Origin of the sequence: Lacinutrix himadriensis (assembly GCF_001418105.1) — a bacterium.
GTDB classification, from domain to species: domain Bacteria; phylum Bacteroidota; class Bacteroidia; order Flavobacteriales; family Flavobacteriaceae; genus Oceanihabitans; species Oceanihabitans himadriense.
Genome location: NZ_LIQI01000019.1, coordinates 42403 through 62980 on the forward strand (window position 1 = coordinate 42403; position 20578 = coordinate 62980).

Consider the following 20578-nt stretch of genomic DNA (forward strand, 5'->3'; position numbering starts at 1 on the left):
AGCGTATAAAAATATTAAATCTTAGCCTGGTATGTAAATAGATCGAAATACCTTCCTTTAGAAGCTATTAGCGCATCATGGTCTCCTCGTTCTGCAATCTTACCGCCTTCTACAACTAGAATCTGGTCTGCTTTACGAATAGTACTCAATCTGTGTGCAATAACAATAGTAGTTCTATTCTTAGTTAATTGCGCTAAAGATTTCTGAATTAACGCTTCACTTTCGGTATCTAAATTAGAAGTCGCTTCGTCTAAAATAATCACTTTAGGATCTGCAAGAATTGCTCTAGCTATTGCAATACGTTGTCTTTGTCCGCCAGACAGCTTCACACCTCTTTCTCCAATCAGTGTTTCTAAACCATCATCAAATCTGTCTGTAAATTCATTAACATAAGCTGCTTTAACTGCTGCTTGTAATTGTTCTTCGGAAGCATTTGGTCTAGGAAACATAATGTTTTCTCTAATGGTACCTTCAAACAAAAACTCATCTTGCAATACCACACCTAAATGTCTTCGGAAGCTATTTAATTTTACTTTAGATAAATCTTTTCCATCGATGGTTATTTGGCCAGATTCCGGATTTAAAAAAGTAGCAGATAATCCTGCAATAGTAGATTTTCCAGATCCCGAACTACCAACCAAAGCAATCACAGAACCCGAAGGTGCTTTAAAACTAATATCATGAAGCACAGACTTTCCTTCTTCGTATGCAAAAGAAACATCCTTAAATTCTATTTCTCCTTTAAAATCTTGCAATTCTTCGGTACGATTGGCATCATCCTCTTCCGCAGCCATATTCATAAGCTCTTCCGTTCTATCTAATCCTGCTAATGCTTCGGTTAACTGACTTCCAATATTACTCATTTGTATAATTGGTGCAATCATAAATCCTAAAACTAAAGTGAAGAATAGAAAATCTCCCGTAGTCATTTCGCCAATAATCATATAATAACCACCAATTCCCATGATTCCAGTAGTTGCAACTCCTATTAAAAAAGTAGATGAACTAGTCATTAACGCAGTAGCGGTTAAACTCTTTTTTACATTTTGAAATAATCGATCTACTCCTTTTTCAAAAGCTACATTTTCTTGTTCTTCGGCATTAAATGCTTTAATGACACGAACTCCAGCTAAAGTTTCGGTTAAACGACCTGTAACCTCTGCATTAATTTTACCTCTAGTTCTAAAAATAGGCCTTATATATTTAAATGCTTTTAATGCAATGATTCCGAAAATAGATAATGGAATAAACACAAAAAGAGTCATCCACGCATTTAGTTTAATTAAGATAACTAGAGATACCACTGCTGTGAATGTTCCTCCAACTAATTGTACTAAACCAGTTCCAATAAGATTTCTAACACCTTCTACATCGGTCATAATTCGGGAAACTAAAGCCCCAGATTTTGTGTTATCAAAAAAACTGATAGGAAGCGATAGCACCTTTTTTTGTACTTGTGCTCGTAACTCTGAAATTAAATATTGTGCCTGAACACTCAATATTTTGGTCAGTAAATAAGAAGTAACTGCTTGTACTAAAATAGCTAGTAAAACAATACCTATTAAAGTGTATAACTGACTAGGATCTTTAGATGGCACAACATCATCCAACAGCACTTTACTTTGCCATGGTAATATTAACCCAGAAATACTTTTAATGATGATTAATATTAAACCAATGAATACCAATTTACGTCTAGGCCAAATAATGGTCTTAAACGCCTTAGCCATAGTTACTTTTGGTTTTGTTTTATCGCTTTTATCTTGAGGTTTTAAATGCTGCATTTTATTAAATTTATTATGCGAAGATACACTGAAAAAACAACCTGTTTCTCCTAATAAATTAATGTTTTGTTAATTCAAAAAAAGAAAGATGTAATATTAACTTTTAGCGTACTTTTGCCAAATGCAAAAAAACCAAACTGTAAAATTTGAATTTATAGCCTTAATGGCTTCCTTAATGTCTATTGTTGCTTTGGCTATTGATGCTATTTTACCTGCAATGTCTGCGATTGGGATTTCAATTAACAGTCTGGATACCAACAACAACCAATTGCTAATTACCATGATTTTTCTTGGTTTAGGTTTTGGTCAATTATTATTTGGACCATTGTCGGATAGTTTTGGAAGAAAACCAATTGTATATATTGGGTTTTCTGTTTTTGCTGTTGCTAGTGTTATTTGTGTACTCGCTCCTACTTTAGAATGGATGGTTTTCGGTAGAATTTTACAAGGTGTTGGATTAGCAGCACCAAGAACCATTGCTATTGCTGTTATTAGGGATATGTATATAGGCGATTACATGGCAAAAATCATGTCTTTTGTAACCACTTTTTTCATTTTAGTTCCTGTTATCGCTCCTGTTATGGGGAAATTTATTTTAAACCATTACAATTGGAAAGGCATTTTTTATGTACAATTAGTCATGGCTTTGTTAGTCAGTATTTGGTTTTGGAAAAGACAACCAGAAACCCTGAAACCCGAGTATAAAATTAAGTTTACCAAGCATGTTTTTCTAGATGGTTTAAAGGAATTAATAAAACACAAAGAAACCATGGGATTCACCGTTATTTCGGGTCTTATCTCTGGTGCTTTTATTGTGTATTTAAGCGCATCTCAAATCATTTTTGAAAACCAATATGGTTTGATTGATGAATTTCCATACATTTTTGCTGGCTTAGCTGCTGGTGTTGGTTTATCTACTTTTTTAAATGGTAGTTTTGTTATGCGATTTGGAATGTGGCGTTTATCTTATTTTGCAATTATACTATTTAGTGTAAATGCGTTAATATATGTGCTTCTTTTTTGGAATTCTGCAAACCCATCCTTACCAATAATACTCTTATTCATGGCGATTCAGTTTTTTACTATTGGGTTTATTTTTGGAAACTTAAGAGCGATTGCCATGGAACCTATTGGTCATATTGCAGGAATTGGAGCTGCAATTACGGGGTTTATTTCTACACTTATGGCAGTGCCAATTGCTAATTTTATTGGAGGATTTGTTACAGATACTGCCTTACCTCTATTTATAGGTTTTACTATTTTTGGAACACTTTCTTTCTTTATTTTTATTCGTATGCGCGTTTTACATACGAGAGGTTTAGTGGATGCTTAATTGCTTTTAGTTGTTCTTGATAATTTTACTTGAACTGAAAACACAAAATAAATATTGCTGTCACTTCGAGTGATGCTAAGGTACGATGTATTGTATCGAGAAGTGATTACAAACAAAAACCTGTTCTCTATATATTTCTATTTACGTTCATTTTGTCTTGATACAAAACGAACCAAAAAATCAAAACGATTTATTAGGAAATTAAAAAGTACCATTCGCTGCTACATTAATATTCATCCTTTTTGGTATATATATTTTCAATCCTTGATTTTAACTTAAAACATTAAAAATTGCTCATTATTTCTTAAAATCGTTGATTCCGACGTTGTCGAAATTTCAAGTAGCATCAAATGCTAAGATATATTTACAGCGTCATTATTATAATTACAAACATATTCGTTTATGACTCCTTCCTTTAGTTAAAGAAAGGTGGTTTTTGTTTAAACAAAAATCGGATGGTTTGTAGAAAAAGGCGAAGCTCTTTTAATAAAACTTTTCTTTTTTCTTTACGTTCATTTTGTCTTGATACAAAACGAACCAAAAAATCAAAACGATTTATTAGGAAATTAAAACGATTTATTAGGAAATTAAAAAGTACCATTCGCTGTTACATTAATAATCATCCTTTTTTGGTGTATATATTTTCAATCCTTGATTTTAACTTAAAACATTAAGAATTGCTCATTATTTCTTAAAATCGTTGATTCCGACGTTGTTGAAATTTCAAGTAGCATCAAATGCTAAGATATATTTACAGCGTCATTATAATTACAAACATATTCGTTTATAGCTCCTTCTTTTAGTTAAAGGAAGGTGGTTTTTGTTGCAACAAAAATCGGATGGTTTGCAGAGAAAGGCGAAGCTCTTTTATAAACTCGGCTTTCTTAAAATTCCAAAAAAATTCCCTCAAACTTAAAACACTAATTAAACCTTGCTGTCACATGGAGTGATGCTAAGGCACGAAGCATTGTATCGAGAAGCAATTACAAACACAAATCTGTTCTCTATACATTTCTCCTTTCGTCGAAACACTCGAACTGACAAAAGTCTTTATTCCTTAAAAACTCCCCGAATCCACATCCTTAATAAAATCAATCAGTCCTTTAAAAAATACTTTCTGATCATCAAATTGCGAAAGATGACTTCCGTTAGGACATAATAAAAAGCGTCCGTTTTGCACTTCGGTACTTATCCATTTCATGTGTTCTGGATCCATAGTATCATGCGTTGCACCAATAGTTAATGTTGGAATTTTAATTTCTTTCAATCGATCGGTAACATCCCAATTTTTCAGGGTTGCATCTCCTTTTATTCCGAACTCACTTGGTCCTTGCATAGTCACATATACCTCCGGATTTAAATGCTTAAAACCTCTATTTATTGGTTCTGGCCACTCGGCAACAGGCATTCGAATCACATGTTCTGTATAATAGTTATTTACAATCAATTCCATGTACCGCGGATTGGTATAATCTTCTTTATCTTCATAACTCTTGATCTCTTTTAGTACTTCTGGATCCATTTTTGGAGCAAGTACTTCGTCACTATATTTTTGATATTCCGGAATAGAAGCCACCATATTCGAAATAATTAATCCTTTTAAATTTTCTTGGTATTTCAACGCATATTGCATCCCAAGAATTCCTCCCCAAGATTGTCCGTATAAATAAAAATTGTCTTTATCTAATCCTAAAGCAATTCGTACTTGCTCTACTTCTTCCACAAAACGATCTAAATCCCAAAGGCTTAAATCTTTTGGTTGATCACTGTAATACGATCCTAGCTGGTCGTAATAATAGTATTCTATATTTTCCTGCGGAAAGTAACCATCAAAACATTCATAAATCTCGTGTGTCATTCCTGGTCCGCCATGTAATAACAATACTTTCATGGTCGGATTATTACCAACACGCTTGGTCCATACTTTAAATTCCCCTTTTGGAGTTGTAATCGGAATCATTTTAATGCCGCCTAAAAACTGGTCTTTCTCTTGCGGTTTTAGATAGTTTTCTGCGGAAGTATTTGTTGCTTCGTATTCTAGATGTCCAGCATGTTCTTGTGTATGTTCTTTTTTGCAATTCAAACACAATACACTTAATACGACTAGAACTATTATTTTGATTTTCATAAAACGGAAGAATTTAGAATACTAAGTTAAAGAAATAAATCCTCATTTAATAACTATAGTATTTTAGCAACAATATGATAATTATCAGAATATTACCGCTTCTTTTTCTATAACTTAGTAGCATGAAGAATACTATTGCAGAACGTATTTTAGATTTCTTAAAAGGCTTTCCTCCTTTTGATGCCTTGACGCATGAGCAACTGTTCAGCATTGCTACCCAAGTTAAAGTGCATTATATTGAAAAAGACAACTATATTTTTAAGCAAAATGAAGATTTACACGATTCGTTTTACGTGGTAAAAGATGGCGCTATTGGTATTTATAGAGGAAATAGCTTGGTAGACGAATGTGATGAAGGCGATATTTTTGGCCTACGTGCTTTAATTCGGAAAGATCAATATTTGCTAGATGCCAAAGCCATTGAAGAAAGTATTGTTTACAGTATGTCTTCTAAAGTTTTGGAAGATATTATTATTACCAACCCAAAAGCGAATCAGTTTTTAATTGCCAGTTTTGCTACTAATACTCGTAATCCGTATTCGGAAGAAGACAAAGGAACCCTATTTGCTAACGAAAGTTTTTTACAACCCAATACCAATAGTTTTACCGAAGTACAATCTGCAAACTTTTCTAAAAACCCTATTGTTTGCCAAGCACATACCATTATAAAAGATGCTTGTATAGTGATGAGTGCACGCAAAGTCGGTTCGATTATTATTACCGAAAACAAGCAGCCGATAGGTATTATTACCGACAAAGATTTACGTAATAAAATAGCAACAGGATTACATACTATAAGCGAAGAAGTAGAAAGTATTATGTCGGCTCCTGTGATTACGTTTCCGCCAACCATAACCGTTGCCGAGGCTCAAATAGCCATGCTAAAAAATGAAATTTCTCATTTATGTATTACTGCAGATGGCACGCCAAATTCGGAATTGATTGGTATTTTATCTGAACATGATATTATTGTAATGCATGGAAATAATCCTTCCGTATTAATTAAAGAAATCAAGCGTGCAACCTCAGCCGAATCTTTAAAATTCATAAGAGAAAAAGCACAAGAATTGCTTAAAAACTATATTGAACAACATATACCTATTTCGTTTATCGCTAATATTATTTCAGCAATTAACGATGCTATAACTAAACGTATTATTCTATTAAGTATTACCGAAATACAAGAAGAACCTCCTGTACCTTTTGCTTGGTTGGCCATTGGTAGCCAAGGTAGAAAAGAGCAATTATTACTAACAGATCAAGACAATGCGTTAGTATTTGAAGATGTTTCCGAAGACAAAAAAGAAGCGACTACCTCCTATTTTTTAAAATTGGCAAAAGGGATCAACAACAAGCTAAATACGGTTGGTTTTGAACTTTGTCCTGCTAATATGATGGCTAGTAATCCCAAATGGTGTTTATCGGTTACCGAATGGAAAGCCCAATTTAAAAATTGGATTACCCATCCAGACCAAGATAAAATCATGCTTTGCAATATCTTTTTTGATTACGATTTGGTATATGGAAATCATGAGCTGGTGGATGAGATGTCCACGAGTATTTTTGAAGCTATTGACAGCTATGAAATTTTCTTAAATTTTATGGGTCGTGACGCTCTAAAGAACCCAGCACCTTTAAGCTTTTTTAGAAATTTTTTAGTAGAAGATTCTGGCGAACATAAAGATCAGTTTGATATTAAAGCACGTGCTATTATGCCACTTGTAGATGCTGCACGACTGCTCGTTTTATCACATAACACAAAAGACGTCAACAGTACTATTGCACGTTTTAAAAAACTTGCCGAGATAGAACCGCAAACCAAAGATTTATACGAATCTTGCATTAGTGCCTTTCGCATTTTATTGCGTTTTAGAACCCAACAAGGTTTGAAAAATAACGATTCTGGGAGATTTATAGATTTGAATAGCCTGAGCAAAGCCGACAGACTAAAACTTAAAGGCTGTTTTAAACCTATAAAGGATATTCAAGATTTATTGAAAATTCGTTTTAAACTCTCTCAATTATTATAAATGAATTGGTTTAAACGCAAAACATATCCGGATTTTTATAACGCTTACGCGGAAAGTTTTAAAGGAAAAAACAATCCTTTAGAAGCTACACGATTTATTGTGTTTGATACCGAAACTACCGGGTTAAATCCTAACGAAGATCTTATTTTATCTATTGGAACAGTAACCATACAAAACTTTAGTATAGACGTTTCCGACAGCTTGGAATGCTATGTGCAACAAGAACATTTTAATGCGGATACGGTAAAAATTCATGGTATTTTAAAAGCAGGATCTATTCGTAAAATAGAAGAAACAGAAGCTATAAAGCTATTCTTAAAACATATTGAAGGAGCTGTTTTGGTAGCACATCATATAGCCTTTGATGTGGCTATGATTAACCAAGCTTTACAACGAATGGATTTACCAAAGCTTAAAAATAAGTTAGTAGATACCGGGCAACTTTACAAAAAAACGAAATACGTAAAAGATCATACACATTATAGTTTAGATCAACTTTGCAATACTTTTAATATTACCATGCATGATCGGCATACCGCTTCTGGTGATGCATATTTAACTGCTGTTTTATTTTTAAAGTTTGCTGCTTTATTAAAAAAGAAGAAAAATAGAGATTTGAGGTTAAGTGATTTTTAGAAGTCGTGTCTTAGTTCTCGATACAAAATTCTAAAAAAAAGAATTTCACTCGAACTGACAAGAAATAATTCAACTCAAATTGATAAATATTACATACTTCTTTTTGTCACTTCGAGTGATTTGTGAAGGATGAACAAATGGTATCGAAAAGTAATCTAACTCAAAAATTATCGATACAAAATTCTAAAAAAAAAGAATTTCGTTTTGGAGTTCCTTCCTTTAGCTAAAGGAAGGTGATTTATTTGTTTTAACTAAAACCGGATGGATTGTAGAAAAAGGCGAAGCACTTTATGATCTGTTTTTTTCTTATCATTCATTTTTCCTTGATGAAAAACGAACCAAAAAATCACGACCAAGCCAAGGAATTTTTTCAGTTAAGAAACTGAAAAACCAATTTGAAAATTCCGCGTCGAACGGTGTTCTCCTGTTTTCGGAACTTTTCTTCTTTTATTCTTCGTCTTGGTGTTTCCATACTTTGCATGGATTTCAAGTAGTATTAAACCTCAAGATATATTTACAGCTTCTAATTTAATAAAAAACATATTCGTTTTGACGCTCCTTCCTTTAGCTAAAGGAAGGTGGTTTTTGTTTTAACAAAAATCGGATGGTTTGTAGAAAAAGGCGAAGCACTTTTGTTAACTCCTCTTTCTTCTAATTCAAAAAAGAAAAGAGCCAGAACTATTTTAAAATTATTATATACATTAATCAGACTGCTTCATACCTCGCTATGACATTCTCTTTTGCCTTTTTACTTTACCTTTTACCTTTTGCCTTTTTACTTTTTACTTTTCACTTCTGCCTTACACCTTTTTACTTCCTTCTCTTCGACCTTTCCCTTTAGGCTTCACCTCTTTAATCTTTACATAAATAAGTTTCATGCGTCCTCTATTATCTTCACGACGCTCTATCTCAAAGTCAGGAATCGATTTAATTAAAGGCGTTAGTTTTTGAAAACCATAATTTCTAGAATCGAAATTGGGTTGTTTCTTTTGTAGTAAACTACCAACATCACCAAGAAAAGCCCATCCATCATCGTCGGCAACATCCTCTATAGTTGCTGCAATAAACTTAATTTCTTTCTGCGTTATTTTATCGTATTTACTTTCTTTACTCACGGACTTTTCGGTAGACGATTCGGATTCACTTTCTTCCGCCTGATTTTTAAGAATCTCGATATATATAAACTTATCGCAAGCCACAATAAAAGGATTCGGTGTTTTCTTTTCACCAATACCAAATACTTGCATTCCTGCTTCACGTAAACGCGTTGCTAGACGTGTAAAATCACTATCACTAGAAACCAAACAAAAACCATCTACTTTTCCTGAATACAAAACATCCATGGCATCAATAATCATGGCAGAATCTGTAGCATTCTTCCCTGTAGTATAACCATATTGTTGAATTGGCGTAATGGCATTTTCTAACAATACATTTTTCCATTTAGTCAAATGTGGTTTGGTCCAATCGCCATAAATACGTTTTATGGTTGGGTTACCATATTTAGCAATCTCTTCCATCATTTCTTTTACATAGGCTGAAGGAATATTATCGCCATCAATAAGTACTGCAAGTTTAATATCCATAGGTTTTAGTGCTTTTTAATAATTAGTATAAAGGTAATAGCATTATACAAAAAAACCACTCCAATTGGAGCGGTTTTTTTGTTCTCTTAAGTTATTATTTTTTAGCTGCTTTTTTAGCCAATTTTGCAGCCTTTTTCTCTTTAGGTGATAATGCTGCTTCTTTTTTTACGTTTTTCTTTGAATCTTGTGACTTAGCCATGATTATATATTTTTAGGTTTCTTTTTTAAATTATAGTTTAAATGTAGTGAAATAATCTTAATCTACTTCTATTGCTTTATAATTCTAAAATTATGTTGGCCTTTTTCTGTAATTAATTTAACCACATAAGTAGCGGCAGAAAGCGTCGATATATCCAATTGTAAATTAGAAGCGTTTGTCTTTTGCGTATATACTTCTTGTCCTAAAAGGTTATAAATCTTCACTGCACTTAGTGCGGATTTGTATTTTATATGCAAAATATCTTTTGCAGGAATTGGATATACAGATAAGGCGTTAATATCAAATTCAGCAATACTTAAAGCTGCTATATTCAAAGTAAAATCTAATGCTTGTCCGTAGCCTGGATAAATACCTTGACCAAATGCATTAAACTGTATACCACAAGGATTAACCTCTGCTGGAGAATCCGGATCTTGATATGTTTTTGTAATTCTAATTCGTGTTTCTCCTGGTACAGCATCTATAGGTACCGCAATATCCATAGTTACAGAATCACCATCACTTCCTGTAGAATTGAAAAGGGTTCCTATTGCATAAGTTTCACCAGCATCGTCTAAAACATCATTCTGATTCCAATCTATAAATGCAACAATATCGGTATCAAAAGGACCATAGGTATTTCCTGTTACTTCTAAAGTATAGGTTTGGTCTGGAGAAACATTAATATTAGTAGCTGTTTCGTCTATTAAAACAGAAACTGCATCTGTATTAGTAATACTGGTTCCTGCAAAAGAAACGGATGTAATCTCTTCTACTGTAACATTACTAGCATCTGTGATTTCACAATACGGAGCGGGAAAAACCAACGCTTCCACATCTAAAGTAAAATCTAATGCTTGTCCGAAACCGGAATAAATACCTACACCAAATGGATTAAACTGTATACCACAAGGATTCACCTCAGCAGGAGAATCTGGATCTTGATATGTTTTTGTAATTCTAATTCGTGTGTTTCCTGGAACAGCATCTACAGGTACTGTTATATCCATAGTTACAGAAGTACCATCACTTCCTGTAGAATTGAAAAGAGTTCCTATTGCATAAGTTTCACCAACATCATCTAAAATATCATTCTGGTTCCAATCTATAAATGCAACAATATCGGTATCAAAAGGACCATAGGTATTTCCTGTTGCTTCTAAAGTATAGGTTTGGTCTTGTGTAATGTTGATAATAGTTGCTGTTTCATCTACTAAAACAGAAACGATATCTACATTTGTAATACTGGTTCCTGCAAAAGAAACGGATGTAATCTCCTCTACTGTAACAATATCAGGTTCTTCAATTTCACAATACGGAGCAGGAAAAGTTTGGGCTTGAACTCCAATAGCCAATAACGTAAAAAATAGTACAAGTGCTTGAGTAATTTTTTTCATAAATAGTATGTTTGATTGATTATACAAGTTATAAAATTAAATGCATATATTATTAATATACTGATTTTTAACAGTATGCATTAAACTGTTTAGGTGTTGCTTCTATTTTTAATAATTATTACAGCAAATCATAAATAAAAAAAGAGGCAACCATTACTGATTACCTCTTCATTTCCCTAATATGCTGATTGTAATAATAAGCACGCAATTTTAAGAAAAGAATTACAATGTGCATTACTGTTTCCCGTAATTGGATGTTTTTTATATCAAACCTAAATCCTTAACAATTGCGATTAAATGAATCGCATTATTGGCTTTAAATTGAATGCGCAGTTTATTAAGGCGTTTCTCTATCGAACTTAAACTACTTGGTGTAATATTTTTAGATTTAAGCTGTGCACTAATTTCGTCTTGTGATAAACCGTTAGAAAGTAGCTTTACCAACTCGATATCAAAATCGTCTATCTCTAAATTGGTTTTAGGGCTTAACGCTGATTCTACTTGTTTTGACACATAGATTTCATCATTAGATACCGTTTTAATCGCATCACTAAGTTCCATTAAACCTCTTCTTCCTTTACATACATAGGCATTGGTTTTATGCGTACCTATTAAGCTTCTTACTCTTTGTAAACGGTCTTCTACAGAATAGACTATTATTTTTAATTCTGGATGTTCTTTCTTTAAGGCGATTACTAATTCTTCACCTGAAGCAAACTGTTCCTCTCTATGATCTGTCACAAAAGATAAATCGGTTATTAACAAATCATAAGGAGCATCATCTAAAATGGCTTTTTTGATCTTTAGATACGCCTCGTCACAATATTGTACTTGTTGTACATTTTTAATAGACAAGCTATCTAACACTGTTAAAACACCTTGATTGATACTTCCAAGGTCGTCGGAAATTAAAACTTTTTGAAACATAGTTTAGATTATTATATTTACTTTAAAACCATTATTAGTACTAGAATCAAAAGTAATTGTTCCATTTATAGTTTCTATACGGTTTTCCGTATTCTGCAAACCATTATATTTTTTTAGTGCACAGCCTACACCATTATCTTTATAATCAATGCTTATTTTATTGTTCTCTTTTTTAAATACAAGCACTACTATATTGGCCTTACTATGCTTTTTCATATTGGTCATAAGCTCCTGTAATACGCGATAGATTGCTATTTTTTTAATTGCGGATAAGGATTGCCAATCTATAGTAGAAATCCCTTTTGTTAGCACATTTACCATATTACTTTTATAACTAAAAAGTAAATCTGTAATTGCTTCTTCAAAGTTATCCTCCATATTTACAGCACTACTCTCTTTAGAAATATCTCTAGTTTTTACATAAATACCTTCTAGATCATCTAATACATCTTCATTAGTATCCGACTCGCCTTGTAGTTTTGTCATTACTTGATAAATGTCATTAGCAACCTCGTCATGCACTTTTTTAGAAATTCTAGTTTCCGTTTTATATACCTGTAGTACTTTCTCCTTTTTATGTTTCGATTTTAAAACAAAAAACAAAAATATTCCTAAAAGGAAAATTATAAAGGCTATAAATTGATATTGCTGTTTTTTTGTTTTCTCTTTTTGAGATTTTAATTCACTAGCACTAACATCGTATTTTAATAAAGCATATTTATTCTCGCTAAGTTTTGTTGCTGTATTTAAACTATCATTAAGATAGACAAACTCTTTGGCTACCGAATAATCGCCTAATTCTATTAGTCTTTTTCCTGCATCTAATTTATAAGACATACTATTCACAATATTCGCCATATCATATGCCTTTAAGGCATAGTTAAGTGCTTTTATGGAATCTTTTTCACTGCTATAAAACAATGCTAAATTTTTATAACTACCGTACAAACTGGAATTCGAACTTATTTCCTTTTTAAGCGCTAAAGCTTTCATTAAATAAGATAGCGATTCCTCTTTTTCACCTAGTTTAAGTTTTATTAAACCTAGATTATCTAAAACTCTAGCTCTTTCCATGGTGTCCTTTGCTAGATCAAACATGTTAACCGCTTGAAGCAATAGTTTTTCTGCTTCTTTAAATTGCTTTTGATTTTTAAAAATATTAGAAATATTATTATATAACACCAAACTATCCTTTGATTTATCCGTTAAAGCCAATGCCTCAGTATACATTTTAATCGCTTCAGGATACATTTTTTTCTCTTTATATAATTTCCCCAAATGATTAAATAAAACCGTTCTTACTCCTTTATTATAATCGCTTTCTTCTAATTTACTAAGTATAGATAATGCCTTAACGGAAGAAACCTCACTATCATTATAGAATCCAGTTTTAAATTCTATTCTCGATATATATAATAAATCGGAAACTACCCGATATTTGCTATCTATCTTTAGAGAGGCCGACATATCCTTTTTAAAAAATTGATACGCTTTTTTTAAAGCATCAGTAGATTTGCTTTCACTAATTTTGTTTGCATAATATGACGTACTATCCTCATAATGCTGAGAAAATCCATTTTTACTAATGAATAGCATCGTACAAAAAAGAAAAAAGAGGAATGATTTTTTAAAAAATTTCATTCCTCTAAAGTAGTAACTAATTTTAGTTATTTAACACCTTTAATTGATTTTCCTCCTGGCGGTGGCGGCGGTGGTGGCGGTGGCGGATCTAAATCCCCATCTTCACCACAACAACCTACTGTAGCCGATGGTGATTCTTCTTGCAAACTAGTTGGTGTACAAGAAAATAAAGCCACATTGAGGAAAACCGTAAAGAGAATTACATATATTTTTTTCATTTTGTTATCTTTAAAAGTTAGACATAAGTGTTGCTGTCCGAGATTGTACTCCGATACTTAATTGCATAGCAACACACGATATTATTACAGAGACGTCTCTCTTTTTAGGAAGTTTGGAGTGTAGAAGTAAAACAGTTATTGTTACTTCCTAAATGGCAATACCATTTTACTTTACTACTCCATTTTAGAATGGATATATTTCGTAAACCATATTACGTCTATGGCATAAATCAATTCTGAAGCAAATAAAGGATAGATTAAAAAAAAGATTAGTGACAGCGTAATGACATCTGTTTGACATTATGCTGACACCAAACCAAACAACTACTAACCAGTAATTTAAAATGAAGATAATAGAGCAAAATAAAATTAAAAATGAAGAATTAATTGAAGAATTAATGGTCTTAGTATTTAAAAAAACGGTTGAAGATTCTAGTGCAACTTCTGGATATGCCATTTCAAAATACTTGTACAATGCTATAGATGAAAAAATAACGGAAAGAACATTATTACGATATTATAATGGCTACATACTAAAAAAGGAAGACGAAAAAACCAGACCAACCCCATTTAATCTAGATGTACTTAGCGTCTATTTAGGTTTCGAAAAATTCTCTACTTTTTCGTCACCAAAGAAAAGTACGAACAAAAAGGAATCCATAACTTTAAGTAAAAAGTTAAGCCTTATTGGTTCTACAATTATAGTTTCTTGTATTGGTTATATTACTTATGATAGTACAAAGGAGAATTGCATGATTTGGGTAGATAATACACATTATGAAACAGTCTCTTGTGAAGAAAAAGGAGATTTACAATCCGTTTTAAAAGACAGGTATGTTTTAGAAAACTTTAAAAGAATATCTCCAGATTCTACCTATGCTTTTTTTACAATAGATGGGAAGGAAAATTTATGGTACGGAAAAAACAGTCTTGGCGATTTGGAGTATTTTACTAGTCATGGAAAACATCCCATTACAGATGGCACCTTAAAAAAAATCACTCCGTATATGATAAAAAACCACATTTGGAAGAATTATAAAAACTGATTATTATTTAAGACTAACCCTTTTTAGAAACAAAAAAAGCAACCTTTAAGGGTTGCTTTTTTGTTTTTGCATTAGGGATTGAACGGTTTGTTTGAGCTCCTCGCAGAGAGCGAGTAGTGAAAGCCCGACGTTTTGCCTTTTTTAGCAAAAGGTAATGCCCAACTTCTCGATACAACTTCTCGATACAATGCTTCGTGCCTCTCTAATCACTGCGCTTCTCGATACAATGCTTCGTGCCTCAGCATCACTCGAAGTGACATCAAATAAATAAATAAATTTTTTAACTAGTAGCCTTTTTCAATTTAATGAAATGTAGTTTATCTAGTACAACCATGATGCAATAGGTAGGATCAATTTCGTGCCATTTTATCCCGAAATTTGCACGTCCGCTATGCGAATGATGGTTATTGTGGTAACCTTCGCCCATCATTAAAAAATCGACAGGTAAAAGATTTTTTGAAGTGTCTGAAACTTCGAAGTTTCTATATCCGTAAATATGTGCAAACCAGTTAATAATCACACCGTGAATTGGCGCCATTAAATAGGCAACTGGTAAAAATAGCCATTGCCACCAAGCGGTTGCAAATACAGCAAAAAATGCAGTGTATAAAACTACCCAAACCAATCTGGATACTCTAGAGCTTGCAAATTTATCGAAGGATTCCCATTGCGGAACGTTTTTGGTAAACTTATCTGCTACGGCAATTCTTTTTTGATTGATATCTTGATAGATGTTTTTAGTACGCCACATCATAGTAAATACATTGGCGTCATATTTTGGAGAATGCGGATCTTTTTCGGTGTCTGCATAGGCATGATGCATTCTATGCATAACCCCGTAACCATAAGCACTTAAATAGTTGGAACCTTGAAATAGCCAAGTTAAGAAAAAGCATACACGCTCTGCAAACTTAGACATGGTAAAGGTTTGGTGTGCTGCATAACGATGTAAGAAGAAGGTTTGAAAAAACAAACCTGTATACCATAAAATGGCAATAAATATAAGAATAGTCATAATGTTTACTTTGTATGTAAAGGTCTGAATATTCTATAAAAATTACAATGAACCTAGGTTAAGAAATTCGTTTTCTAATTCTGCTTAGTGCTTGTGCGGTTACACCAATGTAGGAAGCAATATATTTTAACGGAACTTCTTTAATTAAGTTTGGTCGTTCTGTGAAAAGCTTGAGGTAACGTTCTTCGGCAGTTTCATTTAAAAGAGATTGTTCGCGTTTGGATTTGATAAGAAATAAACGTTCGGAAGACATACGACCAATCACATTACCGACAAAACTTTTTTGATATACTTCTTGTAGGTCTTGATACGAAATACTCCAAATAGAAAGATTGGTTAATGCTTCAATTTGGTATAAAGAAGGTTCGTGGGTTAAAAAAGAATCGTAGGCACTAATGAATTCATTTTCGAAACAAAAACCGAAGGTGATTTCTTTTTCTTTATCTTCTTTAGGAATTAAAAAACGTGCGATTCCAGATTCTATAAAAGAGATATAATTCTCTACTTGACCAACCTCAACAAGTTTGTCTTTTTTTTTGAATTCACGTTTTATTAGTTTAGAAGAAAACAACTGCCAATCTGCATCGTTTACAGTAATGGTTTCTTCTATGTAGGCTCTAATATTTTTCATATTTCTTTGTTACTTACAAATAACGTTATTTTATATAAAAAAAGCATCCTTATTGTAGTAATAAGGATGCTTTTTTAAGGTAATAATTTAAGTCTACCAGTTTTCTATTTCGCTTTTAATCTCCGCTTTTGTTTTACCGTATTTTTCTTGGATCTTTCCTGCTAGTTTATCCAAATCGCCTTCCGCTTCTGTATACTCGTCATCGGTAAGCTTTCCGTATTTGCTTTTAAAATCACCTTTTATCTGTTTCCATTTTCCTTTAAATTGATCTGCATTCATTGTATTGTGTGTTTTAAATTAATAATACTACAAATTTAAAGCAAGAAGAAAGTACATCTTATTGCAATCCATTTAAGGATTAACGCATTTACTATAATGCTAAAGAAAAATAGTTAGATTTAGAATTGTAAATCTGCTACAAGATCAAATTCATCATAAATTGCTTTATCTTTTAGACCATCAAAAAAGCTAGCAGAACCATATTTTACATCAAATTTTGTTCTGTCTACTTTTAATGTTGCTGTTGCTTTGCTTCCGTAAACAGATACATTTACAGTTACTGGATTTGTTTTTCCTTTAATCGTTAAATCTCCAGTAACGGCGTACGAGTTCTTTCCTGTTGCTGCTACTTTAGTAAATACTAAGTTTGCGGTTGCAAAGTTACTTACTCCAAAAAAATCATCCGATTTTAAATGTCCGTCTAATTTCCCTTTGTATTCTCCTTCCTGATCGGTACTGCTAATGGTTGTCATGTCTATAACAAAAGTTCCACCTGTTAATACTTCGTCTTTAAAAGTTAAATTTCCAGATTGTAAGTTTATCGTTCCTTCATGAGAACCTGTTACTTTGTAACCTTTCCAAACCACTTTACTATCTGCAGTATTAATCTCTTTGTTTTGCGCTATTATAGCGGTTGAAAATGTTGCAAATGTTATAATTGCTGTTAAAATTGTTTTCATCTTTTTATGTTTTTATATGAATACAGCAAAGATCGAACAACAATAGGAAAGAAAAGTTGACCTAGTTTATTAAATGATGTTAATGTAGATTAACATTTTTATTGGAAAGCAATTTGGCTTTTAATTTTACTTAAAAATTCTTTGGTTATCCCCAAGTAGGAAGCCACCATATATTGCGGAATACGTTGTTCAATCTCGGGATAACTATCTTTAAAAATGAGATATCGCTCTTTTGCAGACATACTAAAATTTCGGACTATTCTTTTTTGGGAAGCAACAAATGCTTTTTCTATTGTTTTACGAAAGAGACGTTCTAGCTTAGGAATCTTAGCGTAGGTTTCTTCCATGTTATTATAGGAAAACACAATACATTCGGTATCTTCTATACATTGTACATTAAAATCGGAAGGCGTTTGAGAAATGAAACTTCCAAGATCGGAAGACCACCAGTCTTCCACCGCAAACATAAGAATATGTTCTTGACCATCGGTATCGACATAAAACATTTTGGTGCAACCAGATACCACAAAACAAACCGATTTATTTATATCTCCTTGTTGTAAAATATACTGTCCTTTTAAATATTTTCTAGACGCAACCTGACTGGTTAAAAAAGTTATTTCTTCATCTGTTAAAGCTACTATTTTACTTATATAATTTAAAAGTGGTTGAATATTCATTATGCTGTTTTGATTGCTTAACAAATATAAAAGAAAACCTAGGAGTAAGAAACTCTTGCGCTTTTTTTCAATAAAAGAAAGAGATGGTATTACTAGGGTTTGCTTACTCGTGTTTATTCATTATCCGTTTTGTAAACCAGAAAACACTTTTATATCATCAACAACAAGCTTTCCTCCTTTTGAATTATTTTGATCGTGCACCAATTTTTTCCAAAGAGAATCGTTAGTTATTCCTTCGTTCCATTTTTCATCATCCATAATATCTCCAGAAATCACATGCAAATTATGCTCTATCCAATCGGTAAAAACGGGATATTTATTTTGAAGAATTATCCATCTAAAAAGTTTATCTCTATTAAAAGATTTTCCTTCGGCAATGAGTATATTTCTATAAATATTATATTGATTTGCAAGACGTTTAATCCCTCTTGGATTGGTATCTAACAAATCGAAATGCTCTTGTAACACATGATGTACATCTTGATTATCTTTGTCTAAAATTTCTAGAGTGATATCTGTTGCGTCTTCTTCGTTTAGATCGTATTTTTCTTTAAACTCTTTTACAACGGAAGGCGAAGAATAATCTGCTGTTTTATATTCTTTTTGAATTTCTTGTATTATGGAAGCTTTTCTTTCTGGATTAATGCTCTCTACTTTGTTTTCGTTATTCGCGTTTATTTGTAGAATATATTTCCAATATTCTTTTTTAATATCTCCCGAAACATTAGGCAATCTTAAGGTTAGCTGAAACGCTTTTTCTAAAAACAAATAGCCTAGTTTTTGTGTAGGTTCTTTTACCACTGCGTTATAGTTTTGGTAATGATTTTCAAAGCAGGTGCTAATCCAATGTTTATCTCCAGCAACCACATACAAAACTTGCTTGTCTCTAAAAAGGGTTTGAATTCCTTCTAATAATTCTACCGTAAACTTATCATTACAGCGATCTAAATCGTCTATAAAAATTGCTGTTTTAAATCCGCAGGCATCTATATCTTTAATCAAGGATTGAAAGTGGTTTTTTATTTTTTGCATGGGATCTGCCGCCTTTTCTAAAAAGGTTTTTGCAGCTTCTGGAGAGGAAACAAAAAAGGGCTTGCTTAAAAAACTAGCGAGTGTATAGAAGAGTCCTATTACAGAACTTATTGCTACAATAGTATCGAATACGGTTTTTAAACTAGCTTCGTTTTCTGTATTTGTAAATAGTCCAAGTTGCATTAAAAAATTAAAAACTTGTTCTTGAAATATTAAGATAGAAACCGAAAATATAATAACCAACAGAATGATAATAAACCTAGAAAAACCTCGATATTTAATAAGCCTTCTTAATCGCTCTTTTATCCATAAATATGGCTTTTTATACCATGGGATTTTTCTAGCTGCTTGTCTGTATATTTGATCTAGAAATGGCCACCAAGGCGGTGTAATGTGTTGATTTTGCCAAGCGTTAAAATGAATTACTATCCATTTGTTCTCCTTAGAATCTAAGTTTTTTTCTATTAAATTTAAAAAGGTAGATTTTCCGTCACCCCAAGCGCCTTGTAAATGCACCATAAAAGCAAAATTGGATTTCTCTTCTCCCTCATTATTTATTTTGGTTTTAAAGATTTGATTGTTTAAAAGACGGGTTAAGGATTTTGCAATGGGCTCTCTGTTTAATCGATCTACATCATCTACTAAATCTAAATGAAAAGGAATTTTATCGGTACCAGTTGTGTCTTTTTCTTCTGGTGGTTCTTCTGCAGGTTCTTCTGAAAAAGCCTTAGAAGATTCTGATGCAAATGAAGAAGTTTGTTCTCTAGAGCCTCTTTTGGTAGCTGCTTCAAAATCACTGGTATTTCTTTCAAATTTTCCTCTAGGCTTTGCTTTGCGTTTTATGTTTTCGGAAGCACTTTCTGTTTCACCAAGTAATTCTTCATCTGAAAACGCTACATATTCAGATGCATCAATGGTATGACTTGCTGCTAAATTAAGAATATCTACCTTATCTAATAAGGTTGCAAAAGCAGGCCGCTCCATTCTTCCGAAGGCAAGTTTGGATGTAAATAGGCTTCTAAATTCCCGAGTAATTTCATTTCTAAAAACTAGAATATAGCGTATTTCAAAAGCCTTATAATAATCGAATAGAAAATTAATTTTACTTGTTACATTTTCTAAAATTTCATTTCCTTCCGTATCCAAATCCATTATATCTGGATATATATCTATATAAAAATGTTTCCGTTCATCTACTAAAGTAAAAGTCGGTTTTTCACTTTTCCTTTTCACAGCAGCAAGTCCAGAATGTAACCGTAGTTTATACTCTTTTTCTAGTAGCACTTGTACAAGCTCACTATATTTATTGTTTTCGGATACTATTTCTGCCATTTTT

17 protein-coding genes are annotated in these 20578 nt (G+C 32.5%); 4 read left to right on the plus strand and 13 right to left on the minus strand.

Translation table 11 applies throughout. The annotated features are described in order from the left end of the window. Positions 1 to 14: 14 nt before the first annotated feature. Entirely contained in the window at positions 15 to 1784 is a 1770-nt protein-coding gene (locus AMD28_RS05880; protein WP_055443229.1) for an ABC transporter ATP-binding protein, read from the minus strand. 121 nt (positions 1785 to 1905) lie between these two features. Between AMD28_RS05880 and AMD28_RS05885 the strand changes: the two genes are divergently transcribed. Further along, complete coding sequence (locus AMD28_RS05885) at positions 1906 to 3117, plus strand: multidrug effflux MFS transporter (protein WP_055443230.1); 1212 nt, start codon at positions 1906 to 1908, stop codon at positions 3115 to 3117. Positions 3118 to 4174: 1057 nt separating this feature from the next. On the opposite strand, the gene AMD28_RS05890 is transcribed toward AMD28_RS05885, so the two are convergent. Continuing rightward, positions 4175 to 5245 carry a proline iminopeptidase-family hydrolase gene (locus AMD28_RS05890; protein ID WP_055443231.1) on the minus strand — a complete coding sequence of 357 codons (1071 nt, stop codon included), beginning with the start codon at positions 5243 to 5245 and terminating at the stop codon, positions 4175 to 4177. A 122-nt stretch (positions 5246 to 5367) separates the two neighbouring features. Between AMD28_RS05890 and AMD28_RS05895 the strand changes: the two genes are divergently transcribed. Both AMD28_RS05895 and AMD28_RS05900 read left to right on the plus strand, forming a co-directional pair. Then, positions 5368 to 7275 carry a DUF294 nucleotidyltransferase-like domain-containing protein gene (locus tag AMD28_RS05895; protein ID WP_055443232.1) on the plus strand — a complete coding sequence of 636 codons (1908 nt, stop codon included), beginning with the start codon at positions 5368 to 5370 and terminating at the stop codon, positions 7273 to 7275. Further along, on the plus strand, positions 7276 to 7911 hold the full coding sequence (locus AMD28_RS05900; RefSeq protein WP_055443233.1) for a 3'-5' exonuclease: 636 nt from the start codon (positions 7276 to 7278) through the stop codon (positions 7909 to 7911). It begins immediately after the preceding gene. 800 nt (positions 7912 to 8711) lie between these two features. Here the strand turns inward: AMD28_RS05900 and AMD28_RS05905 are convergent. The 5 genes from AMD28_RS05905 to AMD28_RS05925 all read right to left on the minus strand — a co-directional run bounded on the left by AMD28_RS05905 (position 8712) and on the right by AMD28_RS05925 (position 13879). Further along, positions 8712 to 9497, minus strand: coding sequence for an NYN domain-containing protein (locus AMD28_RS05905; protein WP_055443234.1), 786 nt, complete (start codon positions 9495 to 9497; stop codon positions 8712 to 8714). Positions 9498 to 9764: 267 nt separating this feature from the next. Next, positions 9765 to 11093: a GEVED domain-containing protein gene (locus tag AMD28_RS18350; RefSeq protein WP_241492450.1), complete on the minus strand. Its 1329-nt coding sequence runs from the start codon at positions 11091 to 11093 to the stop codon at positions 9765 to 9767. Between the two features lie 261 nt (positions 11094 to 11354). Continuing rightward, the gene (locus AMD28_RS05915; RefSeq protein ID WP_055443235.1) at positions 11355 to 12020 is read right to left on the minus strand and encodes a response regulator transcription factor; all 666 of its coding nucleotides are present in this window, start codon (positions 12018 to 12020) and stop codon (positions 11355 to 11357) included. A 3-nt stretch (positions 12021 to 12023) separates the two neighbouring features. Next, complete coding sequence (locus AMD28_RS05920; RefSeq protein ID WP_055443236.1) at positions 12024 to 13616, minus strand: tetratricopeptide repeat-containing sensor histidine kinase; 1593 nt, start codon at positions 13614 to 13616, stop codon at positions 12024 to 12026. A gap of 71 nt (positions 13617 to 13687) precedes the next feature. Then, positions 13688 to 13879 (minus strand): hypothetical protein, encoded by a 192-nt coding sequence (locus AMD28_RS05925; RefSeq protein WP_055443237.1) that lies wholly within the window; start codon positions 13877 to 13879, stop codon positions 13688 to 13690. A gap of 344 nt (positions 13880 to 14223) precedes the next feature. Between AMD28_RS05925 and AMD28_RS05930 the strand changes: the two genes are divergently transcribed. Continuing rightward, a complete protein-coding gene (locus AMD28_RS05930; protein WP_055443238.1) occupies positions 14224 to 14925 on the plus strand; it encodes a hypothetical protein in 702 nt (233 codons plus the stop codon). A 280-nt stretch (positions 14926 to 15205) separates the two neighbouring features. On the opposite strand, the gene AMD28_RS05935 is transcribed toward AMD28_RS05930, so the two are convergent. From AMD28_RS05935 to AMD28_RS05960, 6 genes are all read right to left on the minus strand, one after another. After that, complete coding sequence (locus AMD28_RS05935) at positions 15206 to 15940, minus strand: acyl-CoA desaturase (RefSeq protein WP_055443239.1); 735 nt, start codon at positions 15938 to 15940, stop codon at positions 15206 to 15208. Positions 15941 to 15998: 58 nt separating this feature from the next. Next, complete coding sequence (locus AMD28_RS05940) at positions 15999 to 16571, minus strand: Crp/Fnr family transcriptional regulator (protein WP_055443240.1); 573 nt, start codon at positions 16569 to 16571, stop codon at positions 15999 to 16001. A 93-nt stretch (positions 16572 to 16664) separates the two neighbouring features. Then, the gene (locus tag AMD28_RS05945) at positions 16665 to 16850 is read right to left on the minus strand and encodes a CsbD family protein (protein ID WP_055443241.1); all 186 of its coding nucleotides are present in this window, start codon (positions 16848 to 16850) and stop codon (positions 16665 to 16667) included. 119 nt (positions 16851 to 16969) lie between these two features. Continuing rightward, entirely contained in the window at positions 16970 to 17530 is a 561-nt protein-coding gene (locus AMD28_RS05950) for a YceI family protein (protein WP_055443242.1), read from the minus strand. Positions 17531 to 17628: 98 nt separating this feature from the next. After that, positions 17629 to 18210: a Crp/Fnr family transcriptional regulator gene (locus tag AMD28_RS05955; protein ID WP_055443243.1), complete on the minus strand. Its 582-nt coding sequence runs from the start codon at positions 18208 to 18210 to the stop codon at positions 17629 to 17631. A 120-nt stretch (positions 18211 to 18330) separates the two neighbouring features. Then, positions 18331 to 20574 (minus strand): KAP family P-loop NTPase fold protein, encoded by a 2244-nt coding sequence (locus AMD28_RS05960; protein ID WP_055443244.1) that lies wholly within the window; start codon positions 20572 to 20574, stop codon positions 18331 to 18333. Positions 20575 to 20578: the final 4 nt, after the last annotated feature.